The sequence below is a fragment of the Virgibacillus sp. AGTR genome (assembly GCF_016919725.2).
Classification (GTDB): Bacteria; Bacillota; Bacilli; order Bacillales; family Amphibacillaceae; genus Virgibacillus; species Virgibacillus salarius.
In genome coordinates this window covers 22,592-39,834 of the sequence record NZ_JAJERH010000007.1, presented here as the reverse complement: position 1 = coordinate 39,834, position 17,243 = coordinate 22,592, and the positions used below count along the sequence as shown (strand labels likewise).

The following is a 17,243-nucleotide window of genomic DNA, read 5'->3' as shown; positions in this document are numbered from 1 at the left end:
TTGAAAACTATTGTCCAAGTTACTGGTAAAAGCGACACAAATTTGTGGTTATTAAAGAATCTAAGTAGTAAATTACAAGGAGATCATTTTGAGATTCAAGATAGCATCGTAAATCAGAAGTTACATGCAACATTTTGTAGTGAAAAAGATTTTGATTTGGAAAAGGATATTTTGAATCATAAATCAGAACCACTAGATAAGGTTCCATTCATGCCTGTAAATCGTCTGATATCTGAAGATGAGGTAAATGATATTCTAGAAACTTTATCAAACGTATTACCGACTGGACAATATACAAGTGGTCCATATTTAACAGAATTTGAAGACGTCTTATCATCTTACTTACAAAAAAAGTATGTGATAGCAACAAGTAGTGGTACAGATGCGTTAATGATTAGCTTATTAGCATCCGGTCTAAAGCAAGGAGACGAAGTTATAATGCCAGCTAATAGCTTCGCCGCCACCGAGAATGCCGTGCTTGCAACTGGAGGTGTACCAGTATATGTAGATATACATCCGCACACTTATTGCATCGATAGCAATAGAATTGAATCAGCTATTACGGGTAAAACGAAGTTTATCTTGCCAGTACATATTTATGGCAAACATGCAGATATGCTTTCTATTAGAAATATAGCTGATCAGTTTAACTTAAAGGTCGTTGAAGATGCATGTCAAGCAATAGGTATAGCTAATCTAGGTGAAAAGGCAGACATTACCACATTAAGTTTTAATCCCTATAAAAACATTGGAGTATGTGGAAAAGGTGGAGCAATTGCCACAGACAATAAAGAACTTGCTGAGAAATGTATCCAATATAGCTATCATGGATTTGCAGCAGGTAAAAAAAATGTGAAAGCAATAGATTACGGTTTAAATTCAAAAATGGATAATTTACAAGCAGCTATCGGATTACAGAGAATCAAGTATTTATCATTAAATAATTTTAAGCGACTTTTGTTGGCAAATAGATATATTACTAAATTGAGTACCTTACAGAATGAGGGACTAATAGAAATTCCTGAATTAAATGGAGATAACGTTTGGCACTTGTTTCCGATCAAAATTAAAAACGATCGTAGGGATCACGTTATGAAAGCAATGAAAGAGAAATTCAATGTTGAAACTGACTTATTCTATCCAGTATTGGCACACAAACAAGATACGGATTTAGTTAAAGTAAATTATCAGGAAGTGCATTTACCTAAGACAGAATTAGCACATAGGGAGATAGTGCATTTACCACTATATCCTGACTTAGCCGTAGAAGAGCAAAACTTGGTATTGGAAGGTTTATACCATGTTATCAAGTAGTAAAGGGGGATTTAGACTATTACCGACTGTTGATTCTCCTAAATACATTGTTTTCAGTGATTTTGATGAGACATATTACCCTCATGAAATGACTAATGAAAGACAAAAGGCATTGTATGAACTTGAAGATTACTTAGAGGAGAAAAGCCAGCAAGGATTACTATTAATTGGATGGGTTACAGGAAGCAGCTTGGAATCTGTATTGCATAAAATGGAAAAAGGGAAATTCAGGTCATTTCCTCATTTTATCGCTAGTGATCTAGGAACAGAAATCACCTATTTTCTTGACCATAATTTTCTTCTACAGGATCTGGATTGGCAGTCAACCATCGACCAAACAAACTTTAACAAAAAAAATATTGATGAGATCATATCTCTATTAAACAAGGAAGACATTGAATTAAGTCCACAAACCCAATTAGGAAGTTCTCGTTATAAAAAAAATTTTTACTATCGATCTTCCATGGATACAAAGATGGATAAGAGGAATTTATCAAAGATTAAAGAAGTTGTTAAGAAATTTGGTCTTAACGTAAATATCAACCGTTGCAACCCGCTTGCTGGGGATCCGGAAGACAGTTACGATATAGATTTCATCCCAACAGGTACTGGGAAGGATGAAATTGTGAGGTTTATGTTAGAAAAATATAAAGTACATCCAGAATATGCTATTGCATTTGGTGATAGTGGAAACGACTTAAAAATGCTAAAAGCGGTAAAACATGGTTACTTAGTAGAAAATGCAGTTAAAGAGGCTAAGGATAATCACACGCATATATCTACTGGTCCATATTCTCAAGGTATCATGAATGCTTTAAAATCAATTATTCAATAAGGTAGTGTAAAAAGTTTTATGAAAACAACATGACAGACGCAAACGGCAGCGTCTTGACGTTAATCGATTTCTATTTTTGGAAATGATTTACGAACGGGTTCATTACATGAAGGTACTATTAGTTACATCCTTTTATTGGATTGCGGGTCACCTCATAAATAACCTCGTTTATTAGCAGTACGTTTTTATAAGGAAACTTTTGACAGTACGTTAAATAATTAGGAGGAATAATGATGAAAAGAATCGGGATAGTTGGGGCTGGAGGTATAGCTAAAGCACATGCAATAGCATTATCTACTATTAAAGATGTTGAACTAGTTGGTGTACATGACATAAATAATCATCATTCTGAACAATTTGTAAGAAGCTTCGGTGGAAAATCATATCCTGATTACGCTGAGCTGATGCAAGATGTAGATGGTATTATCGTTGCATCTCCGAACTTTTGTCATAAGGAACATACATTACAGGCATTGTATGAAAATAAGCATGTATTATGCGAAAAGCCCATGGCAATATCTATTGAAGAAGCGAACCTAATGAGAAAAACGGCAGAACAAAACAGCGCCTTAGCTGTTATGGGTTTTAACTACCGCTATTTAGAAATAGTTAACATCCTTAGAAGCCTAATTATCAGTAACGAACTGGGGCACGTACTAGCAATTAAAATTCATTTTAAAAAGAACAGTGCATTAAGGAGAAAAAAGTATACTTGGAGAGACGACGCTAATAGTAAAAAAACAAGTGGAACGCTAGGAGATCTGGGGATTCACCTTATTGATTTAATTTGGTACTTATTTAAAAGTAACTTCAAAGAAGAAACCGTAAATGTCAAAATAGAAACAAATGTTAAAACAAAAGAAGATAAACATGTACACGTAGATGATTATGCTGAAGTCTTCGGACAGCTGGAAAACCAAGTTTTTGTTAACTTAATTACTTCGAAAATATCTGATATAGAAGAATGCGGTTTTGGAATAGAGGTTATTGGTCATAAAAAGGAATTTAAATATCATACCAAAAATCCTCTTGTATATGAATTAAAAGCTGGTATAGACAAGGAAGAATATTCCGTACCACCTACTTTACTATACAACCCTCCAACTGAGTTTTATGGGTGGGCTGATTCATTTAGAAATGAGTTAATTGCATGGATTAACAAAGCAAACCAGAAACCTTTAGTCGATATACCAACTTTTGCAGATGGATATCGTTCTCAAGAAATATTAGAGATGTTCTTCCAGAAGGAAAAAACAAACAAATATCAGGAGCTTGTAACGAGTTAAAGAACAAAAGCACAAGCGAAACGTAGGACTGGAGCGAATCAACGAAGGTAAAGGAATCACAGTGAGCTTGCGAGCCGATGTTGATTTAGATTAGGGGTTTCGTGAATTCGCATCGTTTCTGGGCGCTGGAACTGGACGCAGCTCAATACGCGCCTATGTATCCACACAGGCAAATTTTATAATTTCCTGAACCAATAAAAAACAGGGATTTAAAAGTCCCTGTTTTTTCAATAGGAGTGATACCGTGAGAGGGATATTCATCTTCGGATGTATGTTTTACTTCGTAGTTGGTGTAATTCATATAAGTATAGGAAGCCTCACACCATACTTATTAGATTATTTCAACATTGCAGCAAATGACCTATCTGTTATTATATTTTTTCAGTTTTTCGGTTTTGTAAATGGGGTAATACTATCTCCAATGATCGTAAAAAGATATAACCATCTTCAGGTCATTACGTTTGGTTTAATCGTTTTAATCCTTGTATTGAGCGGATTCTTTATTATAAAGGATTGGTACTATATTGGTATCATGATGTTTTTATTAGGGTATGGTGCTGGAACTCTAGAAACGACAATAGGCTCTTTAATCATAGCAACTCACAAAGATAATGTAGAAAAAATGAGTAAATTAGAAGTATTTTTCGGGTTAGGTGCATTTACTTTCCCTATTTTGGTACACATTTTTATAGACATAGAAAACTGGTTCTTACCTTTCTACGTTCTTTTTGCCCTACTACTAGTAATGCTAGTCGGATGGTCTATCTTATTGTCAAAAAATCAATTTGAAATAAACGACTTGAAACATCAATTTCATATAGCACCGGATAATAATAAAGTTATTCAACACTTTATTCATCATCCGATAAAATTTAAATTTTTATTTTTAATTGCATGTTTTGCTTTTTTATATGCAGGAATTGAAACGAACCTGGCGAATTTTTTACCCGTAATCATGATAAATCTAGGCTTTGAGAATTATAGCTTAATTAGTGTATCTGTTTTCTGGAGTGGGATTGTATTAGGGAGATTAGTTATCGGGAATTTGAGTAAAAAGATTACTTATTCAAACTATCTAATTGTAAGCTGTTTGTTATTGATCGTTTTCTTGAATCTTTTTCCTTATATTGCATACCCGTTACTACAGTTAGTAAATATTTTCCTAATCGCATTCAGTATTGCGGGGATATTCCCTATCGTTTTGACATTGAGCTCTATTATCATTGGGAAATATGTTGATGAGGTTACGAGTATATTTATAGCCGCTGCTAGTTTTGGTGGAGCGATAATATCTCTTTTGATTGGCTGGAGTATAGAAAATGGCCATACGTTGCTTATCTTTACGATTATGGCTGCTATTTTGATATGGTTATCAACAAAGATAAAATATGAAGATACAGTGAAAGTCAATTCAACGCAAAAGCTCTCTTAATGTATTATTTGTCTGATGATATTAATACGAGCAGCCACGATAATTTATATCTTTTGCTTTATTTCATATTCTGTTACAGATTCTACCAGAAATTTCGCGAAAGAGATTGATAATCTGTTAGGGACACATAATTCCTTAAGCTCCATTCTAAAGACGAACAATCAACTACGCTATCTCCGGAAACGTAGAGAAGTGCAGAAGGAAAGGCTGTGATGAAACCCTAAAGCTCGCACCATGAGAAGGCTCACCAGCCGACCGATGAAAGCAGAGTATAGTTTCCGGAGACACTTTCATATGTGAACCATTCTTGCTAGTTGATCGTTTTTTTGATGCAAACACTTTAGTCCTCATGGTTCAATATTGCCTTCGTTTATGAATGATACTAGCAGCAATGGCAATGAGTAACAGAAAAATCAAGCTCACGATAAACCCTACCCTACTTGCCTTCTCCATCACGGTGCCCAAAACTGTGACAGTAATGAGTAGCATACCTATTGTTGTTTTGATCCAATCCATCACTGATGGCTGCATTAGCTTCGTATACGTCGCTAAAATAAATACCCAATTATAAATCAGCATTAAGCCAGCAGCAGTCGTCACATATTCAAAGATTTTCTCTGGCAATAAAATTGCAATAATCGTTGAAATAAAAAGACCTGCTGCGGTAAATAAAAAAGCTGGTATCGGAATTTTCCACTTCCCCTTTTTAGCGATCCGTGCTGGTGCATCGCGATCCTCTGCAAGGGATGTTAAAATCGTTACTACTGCATAAAGAGCTGCTACCATTGTTGAAAAACCAGCAATGATTAAGATCCCATTTAATATGTCTGTTACGTAAGGGACATGAAAAGTGGAAAGCGCTGTTATAAACGGGCTTTCATCTGGGTTTATTTTGTGCCAGGAAACTAGCGACAAAGCAAGTGCAAGCGACATTACATAAATAAATGTAAGTCCTATTATCATAATTCTGCCTGCTTTCGGCGCAGACTTTGGCTCTTTTAAATCAACAACTAATAGACCCATAACCTCTATTCCTCCAAAAGCGTAAAACGCATAAAGCATAGCATTCCACATTCCCAAGGTACCCTCGGAAAAGAAATTACCATCTTTTTCAAGAAGCGTTGCTTCACCGATCGATCCCCGGATAATAAGCGTAATGGCGACAATAATAAACATGAGAATAGCTGCTGTCTTCATAACGCCAAATACGTTCTCAAACTTCTCAAAGCCTTTCATACCAGTTAGAATAACAAGCAACCCTAGTACCGAATAAATCGCAGCCAGCAACCATAAGGGTATGCTAGGAAACCAGAATTGCGTAAAGATGCCTAATGCAATGAGCTGACTGCCCATAATCAACATTTCAGATATGCAATACACCCAGCCATTACTGAATCCGGCCCATCTCCCAAAGGCTCGTCTGGCATAAGCGCGAAACGAACCCTTATCTGGATGCTCCACAGACATCTTTGCTAATGCATCATACACGATGTACGTTCCTATTGCCGCCAAAATAAATGGAATTAAAACAGCTGGGCCGCTTTTTTGGATCGCAATACTGGAGCCAAGAAAAAAGCCCGTTCCTATGGTGCAGCCTACGCCAAGCAGAGACAGCTGCCACCACTTCATATTCCCCCTACTTCTACGCATCAACAGCGTCACCCCCCATAAAATTATTACATTGAGCTTTTCCGTTGAAGGGGGAGCGTCATGCAACGTATGCCTCCACCAGCCTTTTCTAACTCAGTAACTTCAATTTCGATGATGTTCTTCCTTTGTAATTTCGGATGACTTCTTAACCTTTGTTTATGTGCTTGCTTACTAATAAGAATGGTTTCTGGATTAAGATTAAGAAAATTAATATCAGGAATCGTATTATATTCTTCAAGCCAGTAAACCTCAAAACCATGACGATTTAGGAATTGCTCTGGCATCTCATATCTTGATGCTCGCTCTGTCCAAACATGAATAGGAAAATGGCGAACGAAGCTTTTGGACACGACCACATCCTTACTAGCTACATTGCAATTCATATCTAAATGTAGTGTATCTGTACGTCTTGGTAAGCTAATAATTCCTATTTCAGAAAAACCCGCAGCAAATATACTCTGCTTTATCTGCTCCACACTTTCTATACTTGTCCGCATGCCAACATTAATCCAAACGGCATCTCGATTAAGCAAAAGCACATCCCCATACTCTAGTGCTTTTATGTAGTTATTTTCATGCATTCTAAAGGAATTTGGAAACCATTTGTCCATTAATACATGTGCTTGTACATATTCTGGACGTCTCATCGACGTACCTGCTTCTCCAGGTAGAATGGTATTCCCAAATACACAGGCTAAATCTCTCACAAAAAAACGATTGATGAGTTGGTCACTTAGCTGTTGATCCTCTTTAGTTAAATACGCTGAATAATCAATAACCTGAACGCCGGCATTTTGTAAAGCTGCTTTCAATTCAAGAAAATTTTCATGTGCTTTTTTATAATTAACAGGCGCACTCCACTGTACTTCCTCAGCTGTCTTTATATCTGGAATACTTACCATTGATGGTGCACATACTAGCACCGTTTCCAACACATCATGCTCCGACCAACAATTAGGCTCAAATGCTAACATGGCATATCCTACCTTCTATTATGTATTCATCTTATCGTTTCCAACTCGAAAAAAATTTATGTGGTGGATATACCGAAAAGAAAAAATGACATTTATACATGAAAATTCCTAAATCGGAGAATCTAAGCATGGACAAAATTAACATAGGAGGTATTAGGATGGAAAATATGAATAATATGAATCAACAAGGAAATCAACAGCAGCCCGGCAACATGCCACAAAATCAGCCGATGCAAAACCATGGAGGACATGAATTATTTGATGCACATGAGGTAATTGCTGGCATCATTAGCATGCTCGATCAATATCAAATGTACGATCAGCACATTCAAGATCCGGAGTTAAAGGAAATCCTACAACGCCAATCGACATTTGTTACACAAGCATACAATACAATTGTACAAGCGTTCCAGACAGGACAAGATCCACAAGTCCCGACACAACAATACGAAATGGAGCAGAACAACAATACCGTCTATGGCATCAAGCCAGGGCAGCCTAAAAAACCAAACGCCTCAATTAATGAGCTTTCTGATCAAGGGCTTTCCGCTTACATGCTAGGACAAACAAAATCCCTAACTTCTCTACTAGCGATGACTGCGGTGGAAATGACCAACCCGGTCTTACGCCGTGTAATCGCCGATACCGTTCCGAACTTTATTGAGCTAAGTTATGAAATATTCCTTTATCAAAACAAGCATGGGTACTACCAAGTACCTCAGCTAAGCCAACAGGATATGAACCAAATGCTAAACAGCTACACAACCGTTCCTCAACAAGGAACTAACTTGCAATAAGAATAGGTGGAACAAAGGCAAAACATTAGCAAAAACGAACTCTTTATTGCCCAACACCACAACGAGCTACTTCTTTAAAAGAGGAGTAGCTTTTTCTATTGCAATATATCATCATCAAACTAACCTGTTGCCTGTGAGCTTAAATGATAGCACATGAATATCGGTTCGGTTGATCGTAATTTCATCTCTTTCTTCAATGAATCCTCAAAACCCTTATCCCATTACTAATTTTTAATACGGTAAATCAGTTCCTCTATTGCTTTTTTAATAATCAAATGATATAATAAGATTTAATTATTTTTGTTCGGTGTAAAGGATAGCATGAGTAATCACTTTTCGTCTTGAGATTCGCTTTGGGCAAGGATAGTAATATAATGTGCGAGAACGCACTAGGAGGCAACATAATGGAACAAGGTATTGTTAAATGGTTTAACGCAGAAAAAGGGTTTGGTTTTATCGAGCGCGAAGGTAATGACGATGTATTCGTACACTTCTCTGCAATCCAAAGTGAAGGGTTTAAATCTTTAGACGAAGGTCAAAAAGTTACTTTTGATGTTGAGCAAGGTGCTCGCGGACCGCAAGCTGCTAGCGTTCAAAAAGCTTAGGTGGAACAAAGAGGCTGAGACAAACGAATAAAGAAACAATTAAAACGAACGATAATTAGTTGAAATTAATTATCGTTCGTTTTTTGATTAGAATCATTCATTTAGCACCTGAAATAAGCGAGACTCCGGCGGGAACAGCATGAGTCCGAAGCTCCACGTGGTAACGTGTTTTTCTTTACCAAGTTAGCTGAGGCCGTGCCCGCTGAAAGCGCGTATAGTTTCACGGTGAGCGATAATACTCCTATGGATAACATGATTATTCGTATTTTGAGCAAAGAAGTTGTGTTTTGTCCCAGCTTTTTTTTGTAGCCTAGGAATTTATAAAATTTTCACGTGTGGATACATGGACGTGTGTTAAGCCACGTCCAGCGCCAGCACCCAGAAACTAGTCTACTTCACGAATCGCCCTAAACTAAGTCATCAGCGGTTCGCAAGCTCACCTTGATTCCTTTTATCACCGCGCTCCAGTCGTTACATTTCTAATCGGGCGCTTGCGCTTTTGTTCTCAAATAAGTTCCTATATACTTGATTTCCTAGAACATCAGTATCTCACGAATATCTTCCTCAGTAATGGATGAGGCTGATTTATTCTGGGGATCAATCATTTCTTCAATCAGATGCTTTTTCTTCGCTTGTAGTTCATTCATTTTTTCCTCAATGGTACCCTTTGAAACTAGCTTAATCACCTGCACGACATTCTCTTGTCCCATGCGGTGAGCGCGGTCAGCAGCTTGCTGTTCTACTGCTGGATTCCACCACATATCATATAATATCACTGTATCAGCACCTGTTAAATTAAGACCCGTTCCCCCTGCTTTCATAGAGATAAGAAAGAAATCACGTTCTCCCATATTAAACCGGCGACATCGGTCCACTCGTTCTTTTGACGGCGTCTCTCCATCTAGATAAAAATAAGGAATCCCTTGATATACTAATTCTTTCCCTATCAGATCTAGCATTTTCGTAAACTGAGAAAAGATCAATACCCTTCTACCGGCAAGACTTGACTCTTTGATCAGCTGTTTAAGCTGCTCTAATTTTGCTGAGGAACCTTTATAGCCTTCAACAAATAATCCTGGATGGCAGCAAATCTGACGGAGCCTTGTTAATCCGGCAAGTATTTTGATACGATTTTTCCGTAATGTATCTCTATCTAAGTGCTTTAAGGTATCCTGCCGCAGCTTCGCTAAGTAAGCTGCATAAAGCCTTTTTTGATCAGGCAACAACTCTATAGATTCTATCGCCTCCATTTTTTCCGGTAGCTCTGCTAACACATCTTTTTTTATTCTACGAAGTAAAAATGGGCGCATTCGTCGGATAATCTGTTTCCTCGTTAGATTGTGAAAGTCCTTCAATCCCTGAAAAAGCACAGGAAAGACGACGTGAAAAATGGACCATAATTCCTCTAGGTTATTTTCCATTGGTGTTCCCGTTAGAGCAAAACGATAATCGGCCTGAAGTTTCTTTACCGCCCTAGCTGTCTGCGTCACTGGATTCTTAAACGCTTGTGCTTCATCAAAAAATATAGTGTGAAAGAGCTGCTTCTCAAACCAATGTATATCTCTGCGTAAAAGCGGATACGAGGTAATCACAACATCCATTCCCATAATCCGTTTACGTTTTTCCACGCGCGTCTTTTGATTGCCATCGATAATAGCTGCTTGGATCTCCGGGGTAAACGTATTCAATTCATGAAGCCAATTATAGGTTAACGAAGATGGACAAATGATTAATACGGGAAGACCACGTTTTCGAATTGTGTTAAGCTCTGACTGTATAAACGTCATACTTTGCATCGTTTTCCCTAGCCCCATATCATCTGCCAAAACCCCACCAAATCCATAGCTGGACAGTGTTTTCATCCAACGAAATCCATACTTTTGATATTCACGTAACACCGACTGTAAACGTGCTGGGATCGGATATTGATTTAGATCAGGATTCTCTATCCTCTTCAAAAACTGCCGGAACGATTCCTCTAAGGTAAAGACTATATCGGAAGCAGCATCCAATAGTTCAAATCCTTTGGTTACTGGTACATGTAGTCCTGCTTCTAGATCATCATCCTGATTTGGAACTGCCTGTAAAAATCGCTGTATTTCTTCAAATTCACTTGTTTCTAACGTGAGTAGAGAACCATCTCGTAACCGATAATACTTTCTTTTTTCTTCAAGCGTCGCTAACAAATCGCGAATATCTTGTTCCGGAAAACCTTCAATTTCAAACTTAAATTCCAGCCAATTCATCCTATCCTTATGTGCCTTCACTTTAATTCTTGGCGGAATAGGGCTCTTTATAACCCGAGCTCGAACCGCTGACGTCGCATAGACGTTGACCAGCTTCTGTAGCTTCGGGAGTTTATGATATAAAAATTCATATTCGAGTGCTTCATTATGCAGGTAGTATCCTTCTTCTGTAACAGCAAATTGACTGTCCTCCATCCATTGGAGGATAGCCTCCTCCTTCTCCCTATCCCTAATAATCATCGTACCCGTTGGAATAGGACGATTCTCTAACGGATTAATCACGATATTTTCATAATGAAACTCGATACTTGCCAATAGTCTATTTTTTACACGATCCAAATACAGCTTGCCACGAAGTGGTGTTTGGGTTAGAACAGATGATAATTTAGCAGACAAATGTAAGGAACCTAATTTTCGTAGTCTAGGAACGACGTTTTCCATAAATACTGCAACCTGTTCAGTAGTGATCAATATATGCTTTGCTTTTGTTGCATGTAGCATTTGCTTAAGCTCTCCCAAATACGTCATATCCTCCCGATCCAAAGGCATGAAACTGCGATCAAACAGAACCATTTGATATATAGTTAGGATTTCTACACGATTAAGCCCGTCTATTTCTAGCAGAAAACCATCGCCAGTATTCGTTTCTTTCACAGAAAATTGGATTGGCAGGGCCTCCCTTTCTATACGCAGACCTACGAATGCTTTTCCATTCATATGAAGTGTTACATCTGATAATCCGGTAAGTAATGGCAGCAATTGTTGCCAAGCAGTCGTAGGAATCGGTAAGAGATCCTCCCTTTGCATGTGTGCGGTACTTACATAGACATTCTCATCCGTCATCACCTGAATCAACTGCTGCAGCACTGCATCTTTATCAATGGTAAAACAATGAAGCTCTGGATCATAAGAAGGTAGAAAATAGGGATTTCCTTCTCCCACAGCCGACAGAAAATCGCGAACATGTTGTATTCGCTCCGCACCTAACTGTATGCCAATACCAATCATGCTCTGCCCTTTGCTATTTGAGATTATTTCACAATTAAAGCCAAGAGAAAGCACCTGTCTATCTTCAAAATGCCGTTGTCTACCACTAGGCCTAGCAGTACGCTGATCAAACATATTGATAAATCCTTCTGCTAGCTGTTGGTTCGAAAGATTCGCCTGCTTCTCCTGCTGTCGATCAGCTATCGCCAGCAAGACAGCGGCAATATGCTGACAATTCTTTGAAAATGAGGCTAACGACGGACAGCTACAGCTTGTATGTACTTCATTTTTATCTGTTCTTTCGATGGATACCTGAAAGTCTTCGTTACCAGTAACTGTTGCCTCACAGTAATTGTCCGTATAGGTGTTTAAGGTCACTTTATTTGCTCGAAAAAAAGAGACTCCTTTTTTCAAGGAGGATGTTCCGCACATTTCTTCTATTTTTTTATGAGTTAGTTTGATATCCACTAGTATCGCCTGCTTCTCTCTAACGTCCATTTATTACTAAGTAAGATTGTATCATATGCAAAGGTTGTTACCTAACGTTCTAATAGTGATAACAGATGAGATATTAACTTACAGCATATTGGTAAAAAAAGGAGTCAGTTGTGAAAGCTACAGGTTGACGGATTGTTCAAGCCGATGACTAAAATTTGACTACATAAAAAAGAGGGTACTCAATATGAAGGAGAATATGGAGAACCAATATTGCATAAGCAAATTTTAGATATAAATTTAAAGGGATAATACTTTAGTGCCATATGTTTTCTGAGTAAAGAAAGTAATATACAATAATTTAAAAATCTATTAATAATAGGCGGATTTAAAATGAAAGTATTTAGAAATCCTGAAAGCGTTCATAAACCGTTAGCACCATATAACCATCAAATAGAAACAACAGGCAATATGAGGTGGCTGACTTTATCCGGTCAACTTGGTATGGACGTTAAGGGGAATGTACCAGAAGATTCCTCAGAACAGTTAAAATTGGCTTTTCAAAATATAAAACTTAATTTACAAGAGGCAAATATGGATGTAAAGGATCTCACTAAACTTGTGTTTTATATTGTTGGAGAAATGGATGCAGGCAAAAGAAGAGAGATGATTGGTGAATTCCTAGGGGAGTATTTACCTTGAACAACAATGGTGTTTGTAGTAGCTTTAGCCGCTCCTCCATTTAAAGTGGATGTTGATGCATGGGCATGTAAAGAAGAATGAAATAAAAGTATAATTAGGCCCAAAAAGGAAAACCTTTTTGGGGAATCGTCAGGATTGTGAATTTACAACAAGACACTTTTCCCATGTTTAACAACATTAAGAAAGTACTAATCCGTCTTAACTATCAATCTATTATTTAATTTGCGACGTATTAATTATCATTTCATATATTCAATGTCTTCAGTAATATTATCAAGGACTTCGTCAGGTTGCTTTGAATAATAAACCCAATACTTGACTTCTTTTGAAAAATCCTCCGTAATTTCTATTGTGAACTTAGTCATTCTTGCTGATTTGCCAAAGATTTTAACATCTTTCACATCGGCGTCCTCTGGTTGAACGATAGTAACAATCGGTGCATCCCCTGCGCTAAGGGAACTTGTTTGAATAGCATCCCAGCTCTTTATCCAAACAAGCTTGTCTTTTTCATTTTTTAAAATCGCTGGACTTAATCCATTTGTAGGATTATACAAAAATACATAAATGTAGTCTTGTTTAAGATCATAATCGACAATATCTTCGGGATTATAGCTATTTGCTTTTATTACTTTTTGAATTTGCTCCTCGAAAGAGAGCGTTTCAGAAGCATTTTCATCTACACCCTCAGATACAACGCTTTCATTTTTGGTATGATCATTACTTTCTTCATTGGAGCAACCAAAAAGGAATAGGATTACAGTAACGGATAACAGTAGCTTCTGCAAACAAACCTCTCCTTTTCTTTTAAGCTTCGTTTACTTATTTAAATTTATTTTCGTATAAAGTGAAACTTCAATCTGCAGGAGTTTTGTTAGCTCCCACGGATTGTTCGTACCTCAAGGGTATGACCGACATTTACGCAGTTGATCCCACACTTATCAACATTAGTTTTATAGTTAATATGATCATACCATACAATAAGTATAACGTTCATGACAATTATCAAATTCTCTTATAGTGTCACCTCTATCTCACCTTCCATCCCCGCTTCTTTATGTCCGGGGATCGTGCAAATATAACGATATGTACCTGGTATAAGCGGGGTAAATGTAGTAACTTGATTCTCACCCGCATCACTATGCAGCTGAATCGAATAATTCGATTCCTGATGATGAGCAGAGGATGTACCCTGTGCTTTCAATCCGATAATTACTAAATGATGCTCCATCGTCCCACGGTTAGCTAAGACAAGATTTATTGTTTCTCCAACTGCTACCGTCGCTCGGTTTGGCAAAAACGTATATTCATCAGCCTCTATCTGTAGATGCTTTTCCTGAAGCTGGCTATAGCTATTGTTATAATCATTGGCTGAATAAGGCATAACCGGACCTAATTGCTGATACGCCATAAAAAATAGGGAACTTATCACAATAAGTGTTAAGGGATGGAGGAACCAGCCACTTGCTTTTGTAGTAGATTCTTGCTTGATTAAATAATAAAGAATGAGCATGGTACCTACAAACAATGCAACTATGATTCGAATCATTGCCTCCTGGTTTTCTGCAGCAATCATATCCCCTAGCATCGCTCCCATCATCCCTCCCATGATACCCGCTAAAGCCCCATCAATTACTGCCATCATGCTTATTGGCATACCAGCCAAATAACCAGTAGCCATTCCTACTAGTATTCCAATCACTGTCGAATCAAACAAATTCCCAGATAGAAAGGCTCCTATGATTACACCAATAGCTAATCCAGCACTCATTCCAAGGGCCATTGCCACCATCATCCCAGACATCACAGCAATCTTATTTCGATAATATATTGTATTCCAGATAATGAAGGTTGAAAGTAAAGCAATAACTAGTATGGTTACAAACATTGAAATTGTCATTTTCCATTCTCCTCGCAAACTTGTCCTATTGCTTCATTATATGAATCGTTAAGCTATTCATTCACTATAAAGTTCAACTAATCGGACATTTACTGGCAGTCGATCCCCGCTTACCAATTTCGATTTCATTTTATTGCTTGAGGTGGGGGCTTACTGCCAGTTATATGCAGGATAATAAATCAATCGTAGTTGTCACAGAAAATTTTGATTTTATGCATCGTTTCTTCACACATTTTTTTTAGACTTTATAGAGTGAAGCTTCAATCAGTGGAAGTTTTATTGATCCCACACTTATCCATATTGATTTCACTTTATTACTTGAAGTGGGGTCTCACTAGCAGTTATATGCGGATAACTAGAAGGAGGAGATACTTTGAGAATCACTCACTTACTTATTGCTATTTTACTGATTAGTTTTTTGTCTGCGTGTTCGCAACAGGGATCAGAAACCAATGCGAATCAAGAAAAAGGGGATACGGCACACGTTAAAGAGGAGAATTTTACCGGAAAGAAAGTAAATGAATTCGATTTGACAGCTATGGAGACCACATGGAAATTAACTGCTGAAAATACAATAAATGCTTGGACCTATAATGACACTGTTCCAGGTGAACAACTACGTGTCAAAGAAGGGGAAGTCGTTAAAGTTAATCTAACGAACGAATTACAGGAGCCGGTTTCTATCCATTGGCATGGCATCCCTGTACCCAATACAGAGGATGGTATTCCAGGGATAACACAGGATGCTGTTTTACCAGGTGAATCTTACACATATGAGTTTGTTGCAAACGATCCCGGAACCTATTGGTACCATTCCCATCAAAATGGCGTAGACCAGCTTGATAAGGGATTGTATGGAACGATCATTGTAGAACCTACAGATCCTAAAGAAGAAGCTGACATAGATCGAGATTATACATTAGTACTCGATGAGTGGGAATCTGGAAATTATCAAGTAGAGAATACAGATAATACAGATCACGATAACATGGACATGAACAATAAGAGCGGAATGATGGATGGAAAAGGAATGGGACATGACATGTCTTCCTATGACATCTTTACTATTAACGGCAGATCCTATGAAAATAGTAAACCACTAAAGGTGAGAAAAGGGGATTTAGTAAAGCTTCGTTTCATAAATGCAGGGTACATGGTTCATCAAATACATATTCCAATAGACTACAAAATTACTCATGTAGATGGACAAAAGGTGAATAAACCGCAATCCGTAAACAAATCGTTGTTTGAAATTGCCCCCGGAGAGCGTATAGACGTTGAATTTACAGCTGATGGCAGTAGTAACTTTACCATTGACCGTCATGGAGAGGCAGAAGCATCACAGGCCATGAAAATAGATGTTGTATATGAGGACAGAAACGTTCAGGATAACAAGCATGAAACAACGACCAATACAGTGGATATTACCCAGCTTGGAAAACAAAGGGAATCCCAATTCTCCATTAATGATAACTTTGATGTAGAATATGAAATGGATTTAGCTACACAGATGAACATGGATGCTGAGATGGGCATGGTTTGGACAATTAATGGGAAGACCTTCCCAGATGTATCTCCTTTAAAAGTAAATAAGGGGGATAAAGTGAAGGTTACCTTAACAAATAATAGTATGGATAAAGCTACGCACCCCATGCATCTTCATGGACACTTTTTTCAAGTTTTAAGTAAGAACGGAGAACCACTTAGCCATTCACCTATTATGAAGGATACGTTAAACGTAAAACCAGGAGAAACTTACGAGGTAGCATTTCTAGCAGATAATCCAGGAAATTGGTTGTTTCACTGTCACGACCTACACCACGCTTCCAATGGAATGGTAAGCATGGTCAACTATAATAACTTTAAAGCATTTTATCAAGACAACGGAAACGTAGATAATCAGCCGGAATAAATTAGCGGCTGAGACAAAACACAACTTCTTTCCTCAAAATACGAATAATCATGTTATCACGCCGCACCGTGAAACTATACGCTCTTTCCGCGAGCACGGCCTCAGCTAACTTGGTAAAGAAAAGCACGTTACCAAGTGGATCTTCGGACTCGTGCTGTTCCCGCCGGAGTC

Annotated in this window: 12 protein-coding genes and 1 pseudogene; 8 read left to right on the top strand and 5 right to left on the bottom strand. The window is 37.8% G+C overall.

Annotated features, from left to right (window positions below; translation table 11 throughout):
- The 4 genes from JUJ52_RS05155 (at position 1) to JUJ52_RS05140 (ending at position 4,867) form a co-directional block, all read left to right on the top strand.
- Entirely contained in the window at positions 1–1,314 is a 1,314-nt protein-coding gene (locus tag JUJ52_RS05155) for a DegT/DnrJ/EryC1/StrS family aminotransferase (RefSeq protein WP_026682353.1), read from the top strand.
- Entirely contained in the window at positions 1,301–2,149 is an 849-nt protein-coding gene (locus JUJ52_RS05150) for an HAD-IIB family hydrolase (RefSeq protein ID WP_205389286.1), read from the top strand. The genes JUJ52_RS05155 and JUJ52_RS05150 overlap by 14 nt, the downstream gene beginning before the upstream one ends.
- A 233-nt stretch (positions 2,150–2,382) precedes the next feature.
- Positions 2,383–3,435, top strand: coding sequence for a Gfo/Idh/MocA family protein (locus JUJ52_RS05145; RefSeq protein WP_205389288.1), 1,053 nt, complete (start codon positions 2,383–2,385; stop codon positions 3,433–3,435).
- 271 nt (positions 3,436–3,706) lie between these two features.
- Entirely contained in the window at positions 3,707–4,867 is a 1,161-nt protein-coding gene (locus JUJ52_RS05140; protein ID WP_205389714.1) for an MFS transporter, read from the top strand.
- 354 nt (positions 4,868–5,221) lie between these two features.
- On the opposite strand, the gene JUJ52_RS05135 is transcribed toward JUJ52_RS05140, so the two are convergent.
- Both JUJ52_RS05135 and JUJ52_RS05130 read right to left on the bottom strand, forming a co-directional pair.
- A complete protein-coding gene (locus JUJ52_RS05135) occupies positions 5,222–6,517 on the bottom strand; it encodes an amino acid permease (RefSeq protein WP_205389290.1) in 1,296 nt (431 codons plus the stop codon).
- Positions 6,518–6,543: 26 nt separating this feature from the next.
- On the bottom strand, positions 6,544–7,491 hold the full coding sequence (locus JUJ52_RS05130; protein ID WP_026682358.1) for an arginine deiminase family protein: 948 nt from the start codon (positions 7,489–7,491) through the stop codon (positions 6,544–6,546).
- A gap of 128 nt (positions 7,492–7,619) precedes the next feature.
- Here JUJ52_RS05130 and JUJ52_RS05125 point away from each other — a divergent pair, with 128 nt between their 5' ends.
- Together JUJ52_RS05125 and JUJ52_RS05120 are read left to right on the top strand one after the other, a co-directional pair.
- Entirely contained in the window at positions 7,620–8,288 is a 669-nt protein-coding gene (locus JUJ52_RS05125) for a spore coat protein (protein WP_374488065.1), read from the top strand.
- A 404-nt stretch (positions 8,289–8,692) separates the two neighbouring features.
- Positions 8,693–8,893, top strand: a complete 201-nt coding sequence (locus JUJ52_RS05120) for a cold-shock protein (RefSeq protein WP_026682360.1) — start codon at positions 8,693–8,695, stop codon at positions 8,891–8,893.
- Positions 8,894–9,426: 533 nt separating this feature from the next.
- On the opposite strand, the gene JUJ52_RS05115 is transcribed toward JUJ52_RS05120, so the two are convergent.
- Positions 9,427–12,594, bottom strand: a complete 3,168-nt coding sequence (locus JUJ52_RS05115; RefSeq protein ID WP_205389291.1) for a DEAD/DEAH box helicase — start codon at positions 12,592–12,594, stop codon at positions 9,427–9,429.
- Between the two features lie 360 nt (positions 12,595–12,954).
- Here JUJ52_RS05115 and JUJ52_RS05110 point away from each other — a divergent pair.
- Positions 12,955–13,344 (top strand): annotated as a pseudogene (locus tag JUJ52_RS05110) (RidA family protein).
- Positions 13,345–13,502: 158 nt separating this feature from the next.
- On the opposite strand, the gene JUJ52_RS05105 reads toward JUJ52_RS05110, so the two are convergent.
- A complete protein-coding gene (locus tag JUJ52_RS05105; RefSeq protein ID WP_205389292.1) occupies positions 13,503–14,048 on the bottom strand; it encodes a hypothetical protein in 546 nt (181 codons plus the stop codon).
- 227 nt (positions 14,049–14,275) lie between these two features.
- Positions 14,276–15,160, bottom strand: a complete 885-nt coding sequence (locus tag JUJ52_RS05100; protein WP_205389293.1) for a cupredoxin domain-containing protein — start codon at positions 15,158–15,160, stop codon at positions 14,276–14,278.
- A 373-nt stretch (positions 15,161–15,533) separates the two neighbouring features.
- Here JUJ52_RS05100 and JUJ52_RS05095 point away from each other — a divergent pair, with 373 nt between their 5' ends.
- A complete protein-coding gene (locus JUJ52_RS05095) occupies positions 15,534–17,072 on the top strand; it encodes a multicopper oxidase family protein (protein WP_205389294.1) in 1,539 nt (512 codons plus the stop codon).
- Positions 17,073–17,243: the final 171 nt, after the last annotated feature.